Annotated in this window: 15 protein-coding genes; 6 read left to right on the plus strand and 9 right to left on the minus strand. The window is 73.2% G+C overall.

The genetic code is table 11. The features are described from left to right. Positions 1-79: 79 nt before the first annotated feature. Together ACIBEA_RS17930 and gap are read left to right on the plus strand one after the other, a co-directional pair. Positions 80-1,057 carry a GlxA family transcriptional regulator gene (locus ACIBEA_RS17930; protein ID WP_399261881.1) on the plus strand — a complete coding sequence of 326 codons (978 nt, stop codon included), beginning with the start codon at positions 80-82 and terminating at the stop codon, positions 1,055-1,057. Positions 1,058-1,218: 161 nt separating this feature from the next. Continuing rightward, the gene (gap, locus tag ACIBEA_RS17935) at positions 1,219-2,217 is read left to right on the plus strand and encodes a type I glyceraldehyde-3-phosphate dehydrogenase (RefSeq protein ID WP_399261883.1); all 999 of its coding nucleotides are present in this window, start codon (positions 1,219-1,221) and stop codon (positions 2,215-2,217) included. An 89-nt stretch (positions 2,218-2,306) separates the two neighbouring features. Here gap and ACIBEA_RS17940 read toward each other — a convergent pair whose 3' ends face one another. The 3 genes from ACIBEA_RS17940 to ACIBEA_RS17950 all read right to left on the minus strand — a co-directional run bounded on the left by ACIBEA_RS17940 (position 2,307) and on the right by ACIBEA_RS17950 (position 5,455). Continuing rightward, complete coding sequence (locus tag ACIBEA_RS17940; protein WP_399261885.1) at positions 2,307-3,143, minus strand: serine protease; 837 nt, start codon at positions 3,141-3,143, stop codon at positions 2,307-2,309. A 312-nt stretch (positions 3,144-3,455) separates the two neighbouring features. Continuing rightward, positions 3,456-4,175: a response regulator gene (locus ACIBEA_RS17945; RefSeq protein ID WP_399261963.1), complete on the minus strand. Its 720-nt coding sequence runs from the start codon at positions 4,173-4,175 to the stop codon at positions 3,456-3,458. Positions 4,176-4,201: 26 nt separating this feature from the next. Continuing rightward, positions 4,202-5,455, minus strand: a complete 1,254-nt coding sequence (locus ACIBEA_RS17950; protein ID WP_399261887.1) for a sensor histidine kinase — start codon at positions 5,453-5,455, stop codon at positions 4,202-4,204. Positions 5,456-5,593: 138 nt separating this feature from the next. Between ACIBEA_RS17950 and ACIBEA_RS17955 the strand changes: the two genes are divergently transcribed. Both ACIBEA_RS17955 and ACIBEA_RS17960 read left to right on the plus strand, forming a co-directional pair. Beyond that, positions 5,594-5,974 carry a DUF4190 domain-containing protein gene (locus ACIBEA_RS17955; RefSeq protein ID WP_399261889.1) on the plus strand — a complete coding sequence of 127 codons (381 nt, stop codon included), beginning with the start codon at positions 5,594-5,596 and terminating at the stop codon, positions 5,972-5,974. Positions 5,975-6,042: 68 nt separating this feature from the next. Then, positions 6,043-7,542: an alpha/beta hydrolase gene (locus tag ACIBEA_RS17960; RefSeq protein ID WP_399261965.1), complete on the plus strand. Its 1,500-nt coding sequence runs from the start codon at positions 6,043-6,045 to the stop codon at positions 7,540-7,542. A gap of 93 nt (positions 7,543-7,635) precedes the next feature. On the opposite strand, the gene ACIBEA_RS17965 is transcribed toward ACIBEA_RS17960, so the two are convergent. Both ACIBEA_RS17965 and ACIBEA_RS17970 read right to left on the minus strand, forming a co-directional pair. Further along, entirely contained in the window at positions 7,636-9,081 is a 1,446-nt protein-coding gene (locus ACIBEA_RS17965) for a glyceraldehyde-3-phosphate dehydrogenase (RefSeq protein ID WP_399261891.1), read from the minus strand. A 72-nt stretch (positions 9,082-9,153) separates the two neighbouring features. After that, complete coding sequence (locus ACIBEA_RS17970) at positions 9,154-10,089, minus strand: TIGR04222 domain-containing membrane protein (RefSeq protein WP_399261893.1); 936 nt, start codon at positions 10,087-10,089, stop codon at positions 9,154-9,156. 125 nt (positions 10,090-10,214) lie between these two features. On the opposite strand from ACIBEA_RS17970, the gene ACIBEA_RS17975 reads away from it, so the two are divergent. Next, the gene (locus tag ACIBEA_RS17975; protein ID WP_399261895.1) at positions 10,215-11,006 is read left to right on the plus strand and encodes a Clp protease N-terminal domain-containing protein; all 792 of its coding nucleotides are present in this window, start codon (positions 10,215-10,217) and stop codon (positions 11,004-11,006) included. On the opposite strand, the gene ACIBEA_RS17980 is transcribed toward ACIBEA_RS17975, so the two are convergent. Both ACIBEA_RS17980 and ACIBEA_RS17985 read right to left on the minus strand, forming a co-directional pair. After that, positions 10,939-12,096: an AI-2E family transporter gene (locus ACIBEA_RS17980; protein ID WP_399261967.1), complete on the minus strand. Its 1,158-nt coding sequence runs from the start codon at positions 12,094-12,096 to the stop codon at positions 10,939-10,941. The two genes, ACIBEA_RS17975 and ACIBEA_RS17980, sit on opposite strands and share 68 nt — an antisense overlap. A gap of 178 nt (positions 12,097-12,274) precedes the next feature. Continuing rightward, entirely contained in the window at positions 12,275-12,469 is a 195-nt protein-coding gene (locus tag ACIBEA_RS17985; protein ID WP_399261897.1) for a DUF3046 domain-containing protein, read from the minus strand. An 86-nt stretch (positions 12,470-12,555) separates the two neighbouring features. Between ACIBEA_RS17985 and ACIBEA_RS17990 the strand changes: the two genes are divergently transcribed. Continuing rightward, on the plus strand, positions 12,556-13,473 hold the full coding sequence (locus tag ACIBEA_RS17990; RefSeq protein ID WP_399261969.1) for a hypothetical protein: 918 nt from the start codon (positions 12,556-12,558) through the stop codon (positions 13,471-13,473). Positions 13,474-13,496: 23 nt separating this feature from the next. Here ACIBEA_RS17990 and ACIBEA_RS17995 read toward each other — a convergent pair whose 3' ends face one another. Both ACIBEA_RS17995 and ACIBEA_RS18000 read right to left on the minus strand, forming a co-directional pair. Beyond that, positions 13,497-13,805 carry an AzlD domain-containing protein gene (locus ACIBEA_RS17995; RefSeq protein WP_399261899.1) on the minus strand — a complete coding sequence of 103 codons (309 nt, stop codon included), beginning with the start codon at positions 13,803-13,805 and terminating at the stop codon, positions 13,497-13,499. Continuing rightward, entirely contained in the window at positions 13,802-14,578 is a 777-nt protein-coding gene (locus ACIBEA_RS18000; protein ID WP_399261901.1) for an AzlC family ABC transporter permease, read from the minus strand. The genes ACIBEA_RS17995 and ACIBEA_RS18000 overlap by 4 nt, the downstream gene beginning before the upstream one ends. Positions 14,579-14,589 lie beyond the last annotated feature (11 nt).

Genomic DNA, 14,589 nt, shown 5'->3' on the forward strand with positions numbered 1-14,589 from the left:
GGCAGGCCGGCACGGCACCGAATATTCGCCGCGCCCCCGGCCGACCGGGGCGCCGCGCTCCCCCGCGTACGCTCGTGCCGTGCCCGCGCCCGTGTCCGTACCCGCCGATCACCACCCGCACCGCGTCGCCGTCCTGGTGCTGGAAGGGGCCAAGCCCCTCGACGTCGGCATTCCCGCGCAGGTGTTCACGACCCGCGCGAGCATGCCCTACGAAGTGCGGGTCTGCGGAGCGGCGCCCGGTCTCGTGGCGGGAGGCGACGGGCTGTCGTACGCCGTCGCCCACGGCCTCGACGCGCTCGCGTGGGCCGACATCGTCTTCGTCCCCGGCTACCGGTTCCCCGACCGCGACGACCCGCCGCGGGCCGTCGTGGACGCGCTGGTCGCCGCCCACGAGCGGGGCGCCCGCCTCGCGGCCATCTCGACCGGTGCCTTCGCCCTCGCCGCCACCGGGCTGCTCGACGGGAAGCGCGCCACCACGCACTGGCACTACGCGCGGGCGCTCGCGGCGAAGTGGCCCTTGGTGCGGGTCGACGAGAACGTCCTGTTCGTCGACGAGGGCAGCGTGCTGACCTCGGCCGGAGCGGCCTCGGGCATCGACCTGTGCCTGCACATCCTGCGCGGCGACCTCGGAGTGGCCGCGTCGAACCACACGGCCCGGCGCCTGGTCGCGGCCCCCTACCGCAGCGGCGGTCAGGCGCAGTACGTCCCGCGCAGCGTGCCCGAGTCGCTCGGCGAGCGGTTCGCCGCCACCCGCGAGTGGGCGCTGCACCGGCTCGGCGAACCGCTCACCCTGGAGGTGCTGGCCCAGCACGCGGCCGTGTCGCCGCGCACCTTCTCGCGGCGCTTCGCGCAGGACACCGGGTACACCCCGATGCAGTGGGTGATGCGGGCCCGCATCGACATGGCGCGCGAGCTGTTGGAACGCTCGGAGCGGGCCGTCGAGCAGATCGCCGCGGACGTCGGCCTCGGCACCGGCGCGAACCTCCGGCTGCACTTCCAGCGCATCCTGCGCACCACGCCGAGCGAGTACCGGCGCACCTTCGCCCGGGGCGAGTAGCCGGGCGCGACGGGCGAGCTGCGCTCGACCCTCGACTCGTGGCGTGTGGCGTGTGGCGCGTGGCGCGTGGCGCGATCCTTGCGGACCGTGGCGATCTCGCCGCTGTCACGCGCGGGCGCGGGGCGCGAACCTGGAGGGGAACCGAAGGGACACGGATACTCATGACTCGCATCGCCATCAACGGATTCGGCCGCATCGGACGCAACGTGCTGCGCGCCCTGCTCGAACGCGACAGCGACCTGGAGGTCGTCGCCGTCAACGACCTCACGGAGCCCGCCGCCCTCGCGCGCCTGCTCGCCTTCGACACGACCTCGGGCCGGCTCGGCCGCCCGGTGCGGGTCGACGGGGACGACCTCGTCGTCGACGGCCGCCGGATCACCGTGCTCGCCGAGCGCGAGCCGGAGCGGCTGCCCTGGGACAAGCTCGGCGTCGACATCGTGCTGGAGGCGACCGGCCGCTTCACCTCGGCGACCGCCGCCCGCGCCCACGTCACCGCGGGTGCGCGGAAGGTACTGGTCAGCGCTCCGGCGGACGGCGCCGACGTCACGCTCGCCTTCGGGGTCAACACCGGCGCCTACGACCCGGCCGCGCACACCATCGTCTCGAACGCCTCGTGCACGACCAACGCGCTCGCGCCGCTGGCCTCGGTGCTCGACGACCTCGCGGGCATCGAGCACGGTTTCATGACGACGGTGCACGCCTACACGCAGGAGCAGAACCTGCAGGACGGTCCGCACCGGGACCCGCGCCGCGCCCGCGCCGCCGCGGTCAACATCGTGCCGACCACGACGGGCGCCGCGAAGGCGATCGGGCTGGTGCTGCCGAACCTCGCGGGCAAGCTGTCGGGCGACTCCATCCGGGTCCCGGTCCCGGTCGGATCGATCGTCGAGCTCAACACGACGGTCGCCCGCGACGTGACCCGCGAGGACGTGCTGGCGGCCTACCGCGCCGCGGCGGACGGACCTCTCGCGGGCGTGCTGGAGTACTCGGACGACCCGCTGGTCTCTTCCGACATCACCGGCAACCCGGCCTCGTCGATCTTCGACTCGGAGCTCACCCGGGTCGAAGGCCGCCACATCAAGGTGGTCGCCTGGTACGACAACGAGTGGGGCTTCTCGCACCGCGTCATCGACACGCTCGAACTCCTCGCCGGCTCCTGACGGCGCACCTGACGGCCACCGTGCCCCCGCCCCGCGCGACGCGGGGGCGGGGGCACGGGCACGGCGGTGCTACGGGATGCGGTGCGGTGTCACGGCCGCGGCAGGACGCAGCCGGGACGGGTCAGGTCGATCTTGCTGCCCGCGCCGATGCAGGGGACGATGATGTAGGTCTCCTGCGCGTAGTTGATGCCCTGGCGGACGGTCACGTTGCCGTTCTGGTCGACCTCGCAGGGGTTGTTCTCCGTGCAGCGCTGGCCGTCCTCGTTGCCCGTGTTGTTGACGGCGACGACCCGGCCGGTCGCGGTGTCGATCACCGGCGAGCCGGAGGTGCCGCCGATCGTGTTGCAGGCCGAGGTGTAGCGGATCGAGTCCTTCCAGGTCCAGTCGCCCTCCTTGAGCCGGTAGACGAACCCGTCGGCGTTGCAGGTGTAGATCCGCTTCCAGTAGCCCGACACGACCTTGATCGAGGCGCCCTGCGTCGGGTGCGCGTCGTTGAGGGTGAGCGCGCCGATGCCGTACTGGCTCTGTATCTGCGCGTAGGTCTTGGTCAGTTGGTAGATGGAGATGTCCGTGTCCGTCATCGTCGCGTACGAGACCTTGCTGGCCCGCAGCGTCGCGACCTTCGTGCCGGAGCCGTTCAGCAGCGAGAACGACCGGCTGGACGGCTGGTCCTTGATGACCTCGCCGGCGGCCGGGAAGCCGGTTTCCAGGCAGTGGCCGTTGGAGAGCACGAGCGCGGGGTCGCTCGCGAGGGAGTTGGGCGTCCGGACGACCGAGCCGGAACAGTTGCTGAGCGCGACCGTTCCCGCGTAGTTGACCGTGACGGCCTGCGCGGCCTTCTCCTGGGGTGCGGAGGCCACGGCCGGGGCCGCCGCCGCACCCATCAGGACCAGGGAGAGCAGCGCGCCGGCGAGAGGCTTGTTCATGTGGGGGTTCCCCTCTGAAATGACGATGCAACCGAAGATCCTCCGGTTGTCATGCGCATTGTTGGGATCGCCGCTCCAACTGGCAAGAGGGCCAGGTGAGTTGAAGACACGCCTGTTCCGGCCATGATCGACGGTCGCCGCGCGGGCGACCGTGGGCCGACATCGATCGCGATCAGGGGCGGGCCCAGGACCCGGCATCCGCGCGCAAGTCACCTCTCGGCCTGATTCCGCGCACCCCGGAGCCGGGGAAGGCTCCCGAAAATCCCACGGTCCCGCCCGGGGCCGTGGCGCTCGCACGGCCCGCTTCGCACCTCAGCCGGTGAACCCCGGCACCACCAGACCCGATTCGTACGCGATCACCACGGCGTGGGTCCGGTTCTGCGCACCGAGCTTGGTCAACACGTTCCCGACGTGCGTCTTCACCGTCTCCACACGCACCCTCAGCGCCTGCGCGATCTCCGGGTTGGTCAGGCCGGTGGCCATCGACCGCAGCACCTCCTCCTCCCGCTCCGTCAGCGCCGCCTTCGGCAATGCCTCGGCGGAGCCCAGCGGGCGGGCGGCGACCATCCGGCGCAGGGCCGCCGGGAAGAGGATCGCCTCGCCCGCCGCCACCACGCGCACCGCCTCGGCGATCTGCCGGACCGGCAGCCGCTTGAGCACGAAGCCGCTGGCCCCCGCGCCGAGCGCCGCGGTGACGTAGCCGTCGTTCTCGAAGGTGGTGATCACCACGACCTTCGGCGGGCCGATCGACCCGGCAGACCGGGCCGACTCGGCGAGGAGCTGTCGGGTGGCCTCGATCCCGTTGCGGCGCGGCATCCGCACGTCCATCAGGACCACGTCCGGCCGCAGCCGCCGCGCCCGCTCGACGGCCTCGACGCCGTCGGCGGCCTCACCGACCACCGAGATGCCCGGCTGCGCCGCGAGCAGGGTGCGCAGACCGCTGCGCGTCACCTCGTCGTCGTCCGCGATCAAGAGGGTGACGGCGGAACGGGCCGGTCCGGTGGCGGCCGGACCCGCCTCGGCGCCCGTCATCGCGACCGGACCCGCCTCGGCGCCGGTCATGCCGCGCACCGAGCCGGCAGCCGGACCGCCAGCCGCCAGTGCCGCGGCCCGTCCGGGCCGACCTCGATCTCACCCTGCAGCAGCCGCACGCGCTCGGCGAGGCCGGGCAGGCCGTGCCCGGACGTCCGGAAGCCACCCGTGCCCCCGCCCACACCCGCGTCCGTGCCCGTACGCGCGCCCGCGCCCGCCCCGTTGACCACGCTGAGCTCCAGCCCGTCCGGGGCCGCCGCCACCCGGACCTCGATCGGGTCGCCGGTCCCGTGCCGCAAGGCGTTCGTCAGGCCCTCCTGCAGGATCCGGTACGCGGCCCGGGAGAGCGTCCCCTGCACCTGGGCCGGCTCGCCGGACAGTTCCACGTCGAGGACCGCGCCCGCGAGTCGCAACCGGTCGAGCAGGTCGGGCAGATCGGCCAGCGTCCGGGTCGGCGCGGTCTGCGCCCTCTCCTCGCGCAGTACGCCCAGTACGTAGTCCAGGTCCTCCAGCGCGGCCCTGGCCGACTCCTCGATGCTGCGCAGGGCGGCCCGCGCCGCCTCCGGGTCGGCGTGGAGCACCTCGCCCGCGACCGCCGCCTGGATCGTGGTCGCGGTCAGCGTGTGCCCGATCGAGTCGTGCAACTCGTGCGCCAGCCTGTTGCGTTCGGCGAGAAGCTGCTCCCGCTCGGCCATCAGCGCGAGCCGCTCGGCCGACGAAGGCCCCAGGAGCCGGGGCGCCAGCCACCGCAGCACGCCCGTCACCACCGCGCACACGAGCGCCGCGAGCAGCAGGCAGCAGAACGCCAACAGCCAGCTCCGCCATCCCCCGTCGGACCGCAGCGACCGGCCGAAGAGGCTCAGCCCGGCTTCGGCGTCCAGCCAGCCCCCGGGGAGGGCGATCCCCATGAGGACCAGCACGCCGCTCGTCAGCGCCCCCGTCCACCCCAGCGCCACGTGCAGCAGCAGCCAGAGGGGGGTGCGCCAACGGTCGGCGCCGGCCGCCACGGCCGCGGGGGCCGGCAACGGCACCCGCAGGAGTGGGCGGGCGAAGGCGATCAACGCCCGCCGCACGGTGCGGGCCAGGCCGACCGAGCCGATCAGTACGGCCCAGACCAGGAGGACCAGCGCGACCTGGGCGCCGTAGGGAGCGGCCGGCCACGCCTGTGTCGCCAGCAAGGCGAAGGGCAGCAGCGGAAGGCTCGCCAACGCCCCGCAATAGGCGAGCAGCATGCCTGCGTACGTGGAGCCGCGCAGCAGCGGCCGGAGTCCCCTGATCATGATCGCCCCAGTATGACCGGGCAGCTCGGCAATGCCCTCCCCCGATCGGGGGAGCACCTTCTCCCGCCTTCCCGCGATGCGCCTGCGCGCCGCCGGGAGCCAGGATCGAGCCCTGAACAGCCGACCGGAGGGCGCTCGATGAACACCCAGCAACTCACACAGGCCGCCACCGCGGGCACGCAGGGGCCGCCGCACCGCACGCCGTCGACCAACGGCCCGGCCGGGGCCGCCCTGGTGGTCGGCGTCATCGGCTTGAGCACGTCGGTCCTCTTCATCGGCGGCCTCTTCGGCTGCGTCGGCCTGGTCCTGGGCGTCGTCGCCCTGACGAGGGCCGAGCGGACCGCCGTCGGCCGCGGCAAGGCGCTCACCGGCCTGGTGACCTCGGCCCTGGCGATCGCGGTGTCCGTCCTGGTCGCCGTCTTCTTCGTCTGGTACGCCGACACGACGCGGGAGTGCTACCGGCCCGACGGTTTCCAGCAGTACGTGCAATGCGTCCACCAGCAGCTCAACGGCCAGTGACCGGCGCCCAACAGCCCTCCCCGACAAGGACGAGCATCACCGTGCACCACACGAGAACGGCCCCCCGCATGATCGTCGGCGTCATGACGGCCCTCCTTTCGGCACTCGCACCCGCGACGACCGCGTCCGGATCCACGGCCTCCGCGACCACGGACCCCCTGCGCCCGTACGCGCAACAGGCTCCGCGGTGGCAGCGCTGCGACGCGGAGCACCCCGCCACCTACACCTGCGCGACGCTCAAGGTGCCGCTGGACTACGGCGATCCCGGCGGCAGGACGACGCAGATCGCGGTGTCCCGGCTGAAGGCGAGCAGCGTGGAGGGGCGCCGCGGCGTCCTGCTGCTCAACCCCGGTGGCCCCGGCGGGCCGGGCCTGGACCTGCCCGTCAGCGTGGAAGTGGACCTCCCCGCGGAGGTGAAGGGACGGTACGACCTCATCGGCTTCGACCCGAGGGGCGTCGGGCGCAGCTCGCCCGTCGGCTGCGGTCTCACCGCCGAAGAGCAGGACCTGGAACGCCCGTACGCGCCCGGGACCTTCGCGAAGGACGTGGAGTGGGCCCGTACCGTGGCCGCCAAGTGTCGGGCCGCGGAAGGCGACAGGCTGCGCCACCTCACCACCCGCAACACCGCTCGCGACATGGACCTCATCCGTGCCGTGCTGGGCGAGGAGAAGATCTCCTACCTGGGGTTCTCCTACGGCACCTACCTCGGCGCCGTCTACGCGCAGATGTTCCCCCGGCGAACCGACCGGTTCGTGCTGGACAGTGCGGTCGACCCCGCGCGGTACGGGCGGGGCATGTTCCAGGACATGGCGCAGAGGGCCGGGCCCGCCTTCACCCGGTGGACCGAGTGGAGCGCCCTGCGCCACGCGACGTACGGACTGGGCCGTACCCCGGCCGAGGTCCGCGCGACGTTCTGGGAGCTCGTCGCCCGGGCCGACCGCGCACCCGTCGACCACGGCGGGACGCGCTTCACCGGTGACACCATCCGCGCCCGGCGCGCCGAGTTCTCCCGCGTGCGGCAGGCGGCCGCATGGGTCGCCGAGTTGAAGAGGGCGGCCGAGGGCGAGGGGCCGGATCCGTCCGGCGGGCCAGATCCGTCCGGCGGGCCGGAGCGGCTCCCGAGCCCCCTGCCGCCGACGTCCGCCCGTGACGTCCCCCCGGACAACGAAGCCGCCAGCGCCTGGGCCGTGCTCTGCGCCGACACCCCCGCGTCGTGGCCGCGCGACCCCGAGCGCTACCGCCGCGACGCGGTCCGCGACAGGGCCCGCCATCCGCTCTCCGGCGACTTCGAGTCCAACATCAAGCCGTGCGCCTTCTGGGAACCCGGCAGCGAGCCCCGGACGACGGTGGCGGGCGAGGTCCCCGCTCTCATCCTGCAGAACGAGTGGGACCCCGCGACGCCCCTGGCCGGCGGCCGGGCCATGCACCGGGCCCTGCGCGGATCCCGGATGGTCACCGTCGCGGGCGGAGAGGGGCACATCGTCAACGGCACCAACTCCTGCGCGGACGAGAGCGCCGCGCTGTACCTGACCACGGGCAGGCTCCCGGCGAAGGACCTGACCTGCTGAGCACCCACCGGGCGCGGGGCGGGGCCTTCCGGCGACGGATGGCCCCGCCCCGCAACCGGGCGGCGTCGACGATGCGAACCGCAGGCCGACGGATCAGATCGCCGGAGCCGGGTAGGTCGGGTACTCCACGCCGGAGACGTACTGGACGACCCGGATGACCTGGCACGAGTAGCCGAACTCGTTGTCGTACCAGAGGTAGAGGATCGCGTTGTCGCCGTCGACCTTGGTGGCGCCCGCGTCGACGATCGAGGCGTGCCGCGAGCCGATGAAGTCGCTGGAGACCGCGTCGGGGGCCGTGGTGAAGTCGATCTGGCGCTTCAGCGGCGAGGTCAGCGAGACGCCCCGCAGGTAGTCGAGGACCTCCTCGCGGGTGGTCTCGCGGCCGAGCCGCAGGCTGAGGATGGCGATCGAGACGTCCGGCACCGGGACGCGGATCGAGCTGCCGCTGATCGGCGCCTTGAGGTCGGGCAGCGCCTTCGCGACGGCCGAGGCGGCGCCGGTCTCGGTCATGACCATGTTGAGCGGTGCGGAACGGCCACGGCGGTCGGCGCTGTGGTAGTTGTCCAGCAGGTTCTGGTCGTTGGTGAACGAGTGGACGGTCTCCACGTGGCCGCGCAGGACGCCGTACTCGTCCGCCATCGCCTTCAGCGGCGGGACGATCGCGTTGGTGGTGCAGGAGGCGCAGGACAGGATCTGCTCGTCCGGCTTGATCGTGTCGTGGTTGACGCCGTGGACGATGTTGGGGACGTCGCCCTTGCCCGGAGCCGTCAGCACGACCTTGTCGATGCCGGGGCGCAGGTGCTTCGACAGGCCCTCGCGGTCGCGCCACTTGCCCGTGTTGTCGATGAGGATGGCGTCGTTGATGCCGTACGCCGTGTAGTCGATCTCCGACGGGTCGTTGGCGTAGATCACCTTGATCTCGTTGCCGTTGGCGACGATCGTGTTGTTCGCCTCGTCAACGGTGATCGTGCCCTGGAACTGACCGTGGATGGAGTCGCGGCGCAGCAGCGAGGCGCGCTTGACGATGTCCTGGTCACCGCCCTGACGGACGACGATCGCGCGCAGCCGCAGGCCGTTGCCGGACCCGGCCTTCTCGATCAGCAGGCGGGCCACGAGGCGGCCGATGCGGCCGAAGCCGTAGAGGACCACGTCGCGCGCCTCGCGGCGCTCGATCTTGTTCTCGCCGGTGGCGCCGGCGACGGCCTCGGCGGTGAACTCCGCGACCGAGAGACCGCGGCTGTCGGCCTTGTAGGTCGCGGCGAGCATGCCGAGGTCGATCTGCGACGGACCGAGGTCGAGAGCGGTGAGGGCGTGCAGGAAGGGCAGCGTCTCGGTGACCGAGAGCTCCTCACCGGCTATCTGCCGCGCGAACCGGTGGATCTTGAGAATGCTGACCACCGACTTGTTCACCAGGGAGCGGCTGTGCAGCAGGACGGTGACGTCCCGCTCGCGGTGCAGCTTCCCGATGATCGGGATCATCGACTCCGCGATCTCCTCGCGGTTCTTCCAGTTGGTGAACGCGTCGTCTTTGACAGTCACAAGTTTATCTTTCGAGCTAGGGGGCGCTCATATGCTATCCCCCCTGCTTTTTGATCGTTCAAACGGTGCCCCCTATCCGCACCCGCACCCCCCGCAGCCCCCGCCACAACCGCTCCCGCACCCGCTCCCGCACCCGCCGCCACAGCCCCCGGAGCCCTTGCTCCCACCGGAATCCGAGGACCCCGACGAACCGGAGGACGAGGAGGCGGCCGCGACCACGGGCACCTGCGGCCACGGCGCGATCAGCAGCGGCGCCAGGGCCGCCGGCGCCCGCTCGGCGCCGTACCGGGCGACGTCGGCCAGTACGTCCGCCTCCGCGCCGACGATCGGCACCCCCGCCACCAACCGCGGCTGCCAGGTCCGGTCCTCCTTGACCTCCCGCAGCCGGCGCAGCCCGGCCCGCGTCGCGTGACCGGAGGGCATGCGCCCGAACCGCCGCGGGACGAACCAGAGGACGCCGGCCGCCACGCCCAGCACCCCGAAGGCGACCAGGGGCGCGATCCCGCTGCCCTCCCCCGTGATCGAGTCGGCGACCAGCGCCGCGATGCAGAGCAGGGCGGCGAGCACGGCGAAGGCGCCGACGGCGTCGTTCACCCGCCCGAGCGAGGCCAGTCGCTTCCCGTCGGGCACCAGGCCGCGCCCGGCCAGCACCTCCTCGACCCGGCGCACGGGCGGACAGAAGGAGACCTTCCGCCGGACCTCCAGGGCCGGCTCGCCCCGCCCCTCGGCGCCCGCGCTCCCGTACGCCGCCACCTGCACCGGGTCCCGCACCGGCGGCCCGCCCACCGGGACCAGTCGCCGCTCGCGCACCTCCAGCCGCCCCGTCACGTAGAGGGAGACCAGCGCCACGTCGGCCACGGCCGGCGCGCCGCCGCGCAGGTACGCGGCCTCGTACACGGTGAGCGCCTCATGGTCGACGGGCGGATAGAGCTCCCGGGACGCACGGACCCGCCACAGGACCGCCCCCAGCAGCGGCACGGCCGCGGCGGCGAAGAAGAAGATCCACACAACTACCCCCCGAATCAGGCCCCTTGGGTTGGAGTGTGCGGCCACCGCGACGGTTCGAGCAACGTTCGACACGACTGACAACCCAGGGTTGACACCCCGCCGACTGTCAACCTACGGTTGCACTTATGACGAACCCGACGAACCCTCCGGCGGGCTCCGCAGACCCTGCGGCCCCCGCGCGCATGACCAACCCGGTCCGCCTCGACGACCTCATCGCGGGCATCAAGCAGTCCCACCCCGACGCCCTGGACCAGCTCAGCGGAGCGGTCGTCGTCGCCGAGCACCTCGGTGACGTCGCCGACCACCTCATCGGCCACTTCGTCGACCAGGCCCGCCGCTCGGGCGCCTCCTGGACCGACATCGGCCGCAGCATGGGCGTCACCCGACAGGCCGCCCAGAAGCGCTTCGTCCCCAAGGGCGACGGGGACCTCGACGCCAGCCAGGGCTTCTCCCGCTTCACCCCGCGCGCCCGGGGCGTCGTGGTCGGCTCCCAGAGCGAGGCCCGCAAGGCGGGCGGCGCCGAGATCGGCCCCGCGCACCTCGTCCTCGGCCTGCTCGCCGAACCCGAGGGCCTGGCCGCCCTCGCGCTGGGCGCCCAGGGCATCACCCCGGACGCCGTCCGCGCCGCCGCCACCGCCGTCCTGCCGCCCGCCGTGGCGGAGATCCCCGACCTCATCCCCTTCGACGCGAACGCCAAGAAGTCCCTGGAGCTCACCTTCCGCGAGGCCCTGCGCCTGGGCCACAACTACGTCGGTACCGAGCACATCCTGCTCGCCCTCCTCGAACTGGAGGACGGCGAGGGCGTGCTCAGCGGGCTCGGCGTCAGCAAGGCCGCCGCCGAGGCGTACGTCACCGAGGCCGTGGACGCCGTACTCGCCGCGACCAGGCAGCAGCAGCCCGGGACGCCGTCCCCGTGACCACCGCGCCCGGGTCGACGACCGCGCCGTCACCCGGGCCGCCCGCAGCGCCGTCGCCGTCCTCCACCACCGCGTAGCGGCGTACGTACGCACCGAAGAAGGACTGCAGGGTCGCGACCGCCGGAATCGCGATCAGCGCGCCCACCGCGCCGAGCAGGGCCGTCCCCGCGACGACCGAACCGAAGGCCACCGCGGGGTGGATGTCGACCGTCTTCGCGGTCAGCTTCGGCTGGAGCACGTAGTTCTCGAACTGCTGGTAGACCACCACGAACCCGAGGACGTACAGCGCGTACCAGGGATTGACCGTGAAGGCGATCAGCATCGGCAGCGCGCCCGCCAGGTAGGTGCCGATGGTGGGGATGAACTGGGAGACCAGCCCCACCCACACCGCGAGCGCGGGCGCGTACGGCACGTCGAGCACCACGAAGCAGATGTAGTGCGCGATCCCGGAGACCAGCGCCATCAGCCCCCGCGAGTACAGGTAGCCGCCCGTCTTGGCGACGGCGATCTCCCAGGCGCGCAGCACCTCCGACTGCTTGGCGGGCGGCAGCACGGAGCACAGCGCGCGCCGCAGCCGCGGCCCGTCGGCGGCGAAGTAGAAGGCGAAGAGCCCGACCGTCAGCAGCCGGAAGAGCCCGCCGAGCACCGTCGCCGACACGTCCAGCACGCCGGACGCGCTGTTCTGCACGTACTTCTGCAGCCAGTCCGAGTGCAGCACGCTGTCCTGGATCTCCAGCCGGGACAGGTCGGTGTGGAAGGTGCTGTTGATCGATCCGATCACCGAGTCGAGGTAGCGGGGGAACCCCTCCACCATGTCGACGATCTGTCCGGCGAGCATCGAGCCGAGCAGGACGACGAAGCCGGCGCTCGCGGCGAAGACGCCGAGGAACACCAGGAAGGTCGCCAGCCCGCGGCGCATCCCGCGGGCCGCCATCCGGGCCACGGCCGGTTCGATCGCGAGGGCGAGGAAGAACGCGATCAGGATGTTGACGAGGAACCCGATGAGCTGGTGGAACGCCCAGCTGCCGAGTTGGAAGCAGGCGACGAGCGCCAGGACGAGCACCACCGCGCGCGGCAGCCAGCGCGGCATCCGCTCGCGCGCCGCGCCGCCCCCGGCGTCCGGCGGCCCGCCGGCCGGCGGACGCCCCTCGGGCGCCGCGGCCGGGGAGGGCGCAGCGATCGGATCGGTGCCGGACGGGTCCTGGTCGGTGACTGCCACGCGGACAAGTCTCCCGTACCAGCAGCAATCGCTCGGCCACCGCCCCCCGTCAGCGCAGCGTCGCGGGCACGTCCATCGCCGAACAGACCGCCCGCCACACGTCCTTGGTCTCCCAGCCCGCGTCCAGCGCCTGGATCACCGTGCGCCCGCCCAGCTCGGCCATCACGTGATCGCGCGCGAAGGACTCCGCGTAGCCCGCCCCGAAGTGCTCCGCCATCCGTTCCCAGAAAATCGTCAACCGCATGGGTCCAGTATCCCGCCCCGGAGGGTGCACCCGGGCCGTTCCCGCCGCCCGCACCCCCCGCCCGGTCCTACGGTTCCTCCATGGCCATGGCTGGAGACGACACAGCACCGCTCGCCCGCGCCGAGCAGTTCATCTGGCTCACGGCGCGGGTGCTGGAGCAGCGGCGGTTCGCGTTCCACTTCCTCGGCGGCGACGCCGACCCGGTGGACACCGCCCTCGGTTCCTACCTCAACGGCGACGGCGGCTACGGGCACGCCCTCGACCCGGACCTGCGCGGCCCGCACAGCCAGCCGCTGCACACCGTGCACGCCCTGCGCGTCCTGGACGGCCTCGGCCGCTGCTCGGGGCGGCGGATCGAGCAGCTGTGCCGCCACCTGAGCGGGGTCTCCACGGCGGAGGGCGCCCTCCCGGTGGTCTTTCCCGCCCCGCGCGACTACCCGTCGGCGCCCTACCACCCCGTACAGGACGACCCGCCGGGCGAGCTGCAGGTCACCGGCCCGGTGGTGGGCCTGCTCCACCGCAACCGGATCTGGCACGCCTGGCTGTTCCGCGCCACGGACTTCTGCTGGGACCGGATCGAGACCCTGCGCCGGTCCCATCCGTACGAGATCCAGGGCGCCGTCGCCTTCCTGGACGGCACCCCGGACCGGCCCCGGGCCGCGGCGGCCGCCGACCGGCTGGGCCGGCTGGTGCGCGAGCAGGGCCTGGCCGTCCTCGACCCCGGGCGGCGCGCCGAGTTCCCGGTCGGCCCCGGCTACGCACCCGGCGAGCACCTCTTCCCGCACGACTACGCCCGCCGCCCCGAATCGCTGGCGCGCGGCTGGTTCACCGACGAGGAGACCGCGCGCTCGCTGGACTTCCTCGCCGCCGAGCAGCAGGAGGACGGCGGCTGGCCGGTCCGTCGGCGGGCCTGGGCCCCGGGGAGCACCCTGGAGCGGCGCCCGATCGCGACGCTGGAGGCACTGCTGACGCTCCGGGCCCACGGCCGCCCGCTGGGTCGGTGAACCTCCCCGGCCGCGCCTCGGCATCAGCCGCCCAGCGCCCGCACCCCCGCCGTGACGAGGACGGCGACCGCGACCACCACCAGGAACGGCGCCCGCAGCAGCAGCGCGGCCCCCGCCGCCACCAGCCCGGCGGCCCGGGCGTCGACGACCAGCGCGGAGCCGGTGCTGAAGGTCTGCTGCGCGGTGAGCGCGGCCAGCAGCGCGACGGGAACCAGGGCCGACAGCCGCCGCACCAGGGGCCGCTCCAGCGCCCCGGCCGGCACCAGCAGCCCGACGAGCTTGACGGCGTAGCACCCGAGCACGGTGAGCCCGATGGCGATCCAGACGTTCACGAGCGGGGTCCCTTCGTACGGCGGCCGCTGAGGAAGAGCACGGCCGGCGCGGCGAGCGCGGCCAGCAGCACCGGCACCCCGGCCGGCAGCACCGGCAGGAAGCCGAGCCCGAGCACCAGGGCGAGCAGGGCGACGGCCCGCTCGGTGGCGCTGCGCAGCATCGGGGCGAGCAGGGCGAGGAAGACGGCGGGGCCGGCCGCGTCCAGGCCCCAGGCGGCGGTGTCCCCGATGGCCTCCGCGCCCAGCGCCCCCAGCAGGGTGGTGAGGTTCCACAGCACGTAGAGGGTGAGCCCGGTGACGGTGAAGCCGAGGCGGGCGTGGGCCCGGCCCCGCTGCGCCAGGGTGACGGCGGTGGTCTCGTCGATGACCCAGTGGGCGGCCAGCGGCCGCACCGCGCGGGGCAGCTCCAGGATCGGGGACAGCCGCAGCCCGTAGAAGGCGTTGCGGGTCCCGAGGAAGAAGGCGCCGGCCGCGGCCGTGAACGGATTGCCGCCCGCGGCCAGGGCTCCGACCAGGGCGAACTGCGAGGCCCCGGTGAAGACGAGCAGGCTCAGCACGCAGGCCTGCGCGGTGCTGATCCCGGCTCCGGCGGCGGTCACCCCGAAGGCGAAGCCGGACAGCCCGACGGCCACGCCGACACCGAGCGCGTCCCGTACGACGGCCCGGCGACCGGCCCGGCCGCTCCCCTCGGCCCCCTCCACCCCATGGGCCCCACCGGCCCCGTCGGCCGTCGTCCCGGCCGGTTCCACGTCCACTGCCTGTTGCTCTCTCACCCGGCGAAGCT

Origin of the sequence: Streptomyces sp. NPDC051555 (genome assembly GCF_044454405.1) — a bacterium.
Lineage (GTDB): Bacteria > Actinomycetota > Actinomycetes > Streptomycetales > Streptomycetaceae > Streptomyces.

What these genes read in the sequence shown, in the direction of transcription:
- gap (WP_399261883.1), top strand. Translation starts at nt 1,219, where the DNA reads ATGACTCGCATCGCCATCAACGGATTCGGCCGCATCGGACGCAACGTG.
- ACIBEA_RS17940 (WP_399261885.1), bottom strand. Translation starts at nt 3,143, where the DNA reads ATGAACAAGCCTCTCGCCGGCGCGCTGCTCTCCCTGGTCCTGATGGGT.
- ACIBEA_RS17945 (WP_399261963.1), bottom strand. Translation starts at nt 4,175, where the DNA reads ATGACGGGCGCCGAGGCGGGTCCGGCCGCCACCGGACCGGCCCGTTCC.
- ACIBEA_RS17950 (WP_399261887.1), bottom strand. Translation starts at nt 5,455, where the DNA reads ATGATCAGGGGACTCCGGCCGCTGCTGCGCGGCTCCACGTACGCAGGC.
- ACIBEA_RS17955 (WP_399261889.1), top strand. Translation starts at nt 5,594, where the DNA reads ATGAACACCCAGCAACTCACACAGGCCGCCACCGCGGGCACGCAGGGG.
- ACIBEA_RS17960 (WP_399261965.1), top strand. Translation starts at nt 6,043, where the DNA reads ATGATCGTCGGCGTCATGACGGCCCTCCTTTCGGCACTCGCACCCGCG.
- ACIBEA_RS17975 (WP_399261895.1), top strand. Translation starts at nt 10,215, where the DNA reads ATGACGAACCCGACGAACCCTCCGGCGGGCTCCGCAGACCCTGCGGCC.
- ACIBEA_RS17980 (WP_399261967.1), bottom strand. Translation starts at nt 12,096, where the DNA reads ATGCCGCGCTGGCTGCCGCGCGCGGTGGTGCTCGTCCTGGCGCTCGTC.
- ACIBEA_RS17985 (WP_399261897.1), bottom strand. Translation starts at nt 12,469, where the DNA reads ATGCGGTTGACGATTTTCTGGGAACGGATGGCGGAGCACTTCGGGGCG.
- ACIBEA_RS17990 (WP_399261969.1), top strand. Translation starts at nt 12,556, where the DNA reads ATGGCTGGAGACGACACAGCACCGCTCGCCCGCGCCGAGCAGTTCATC.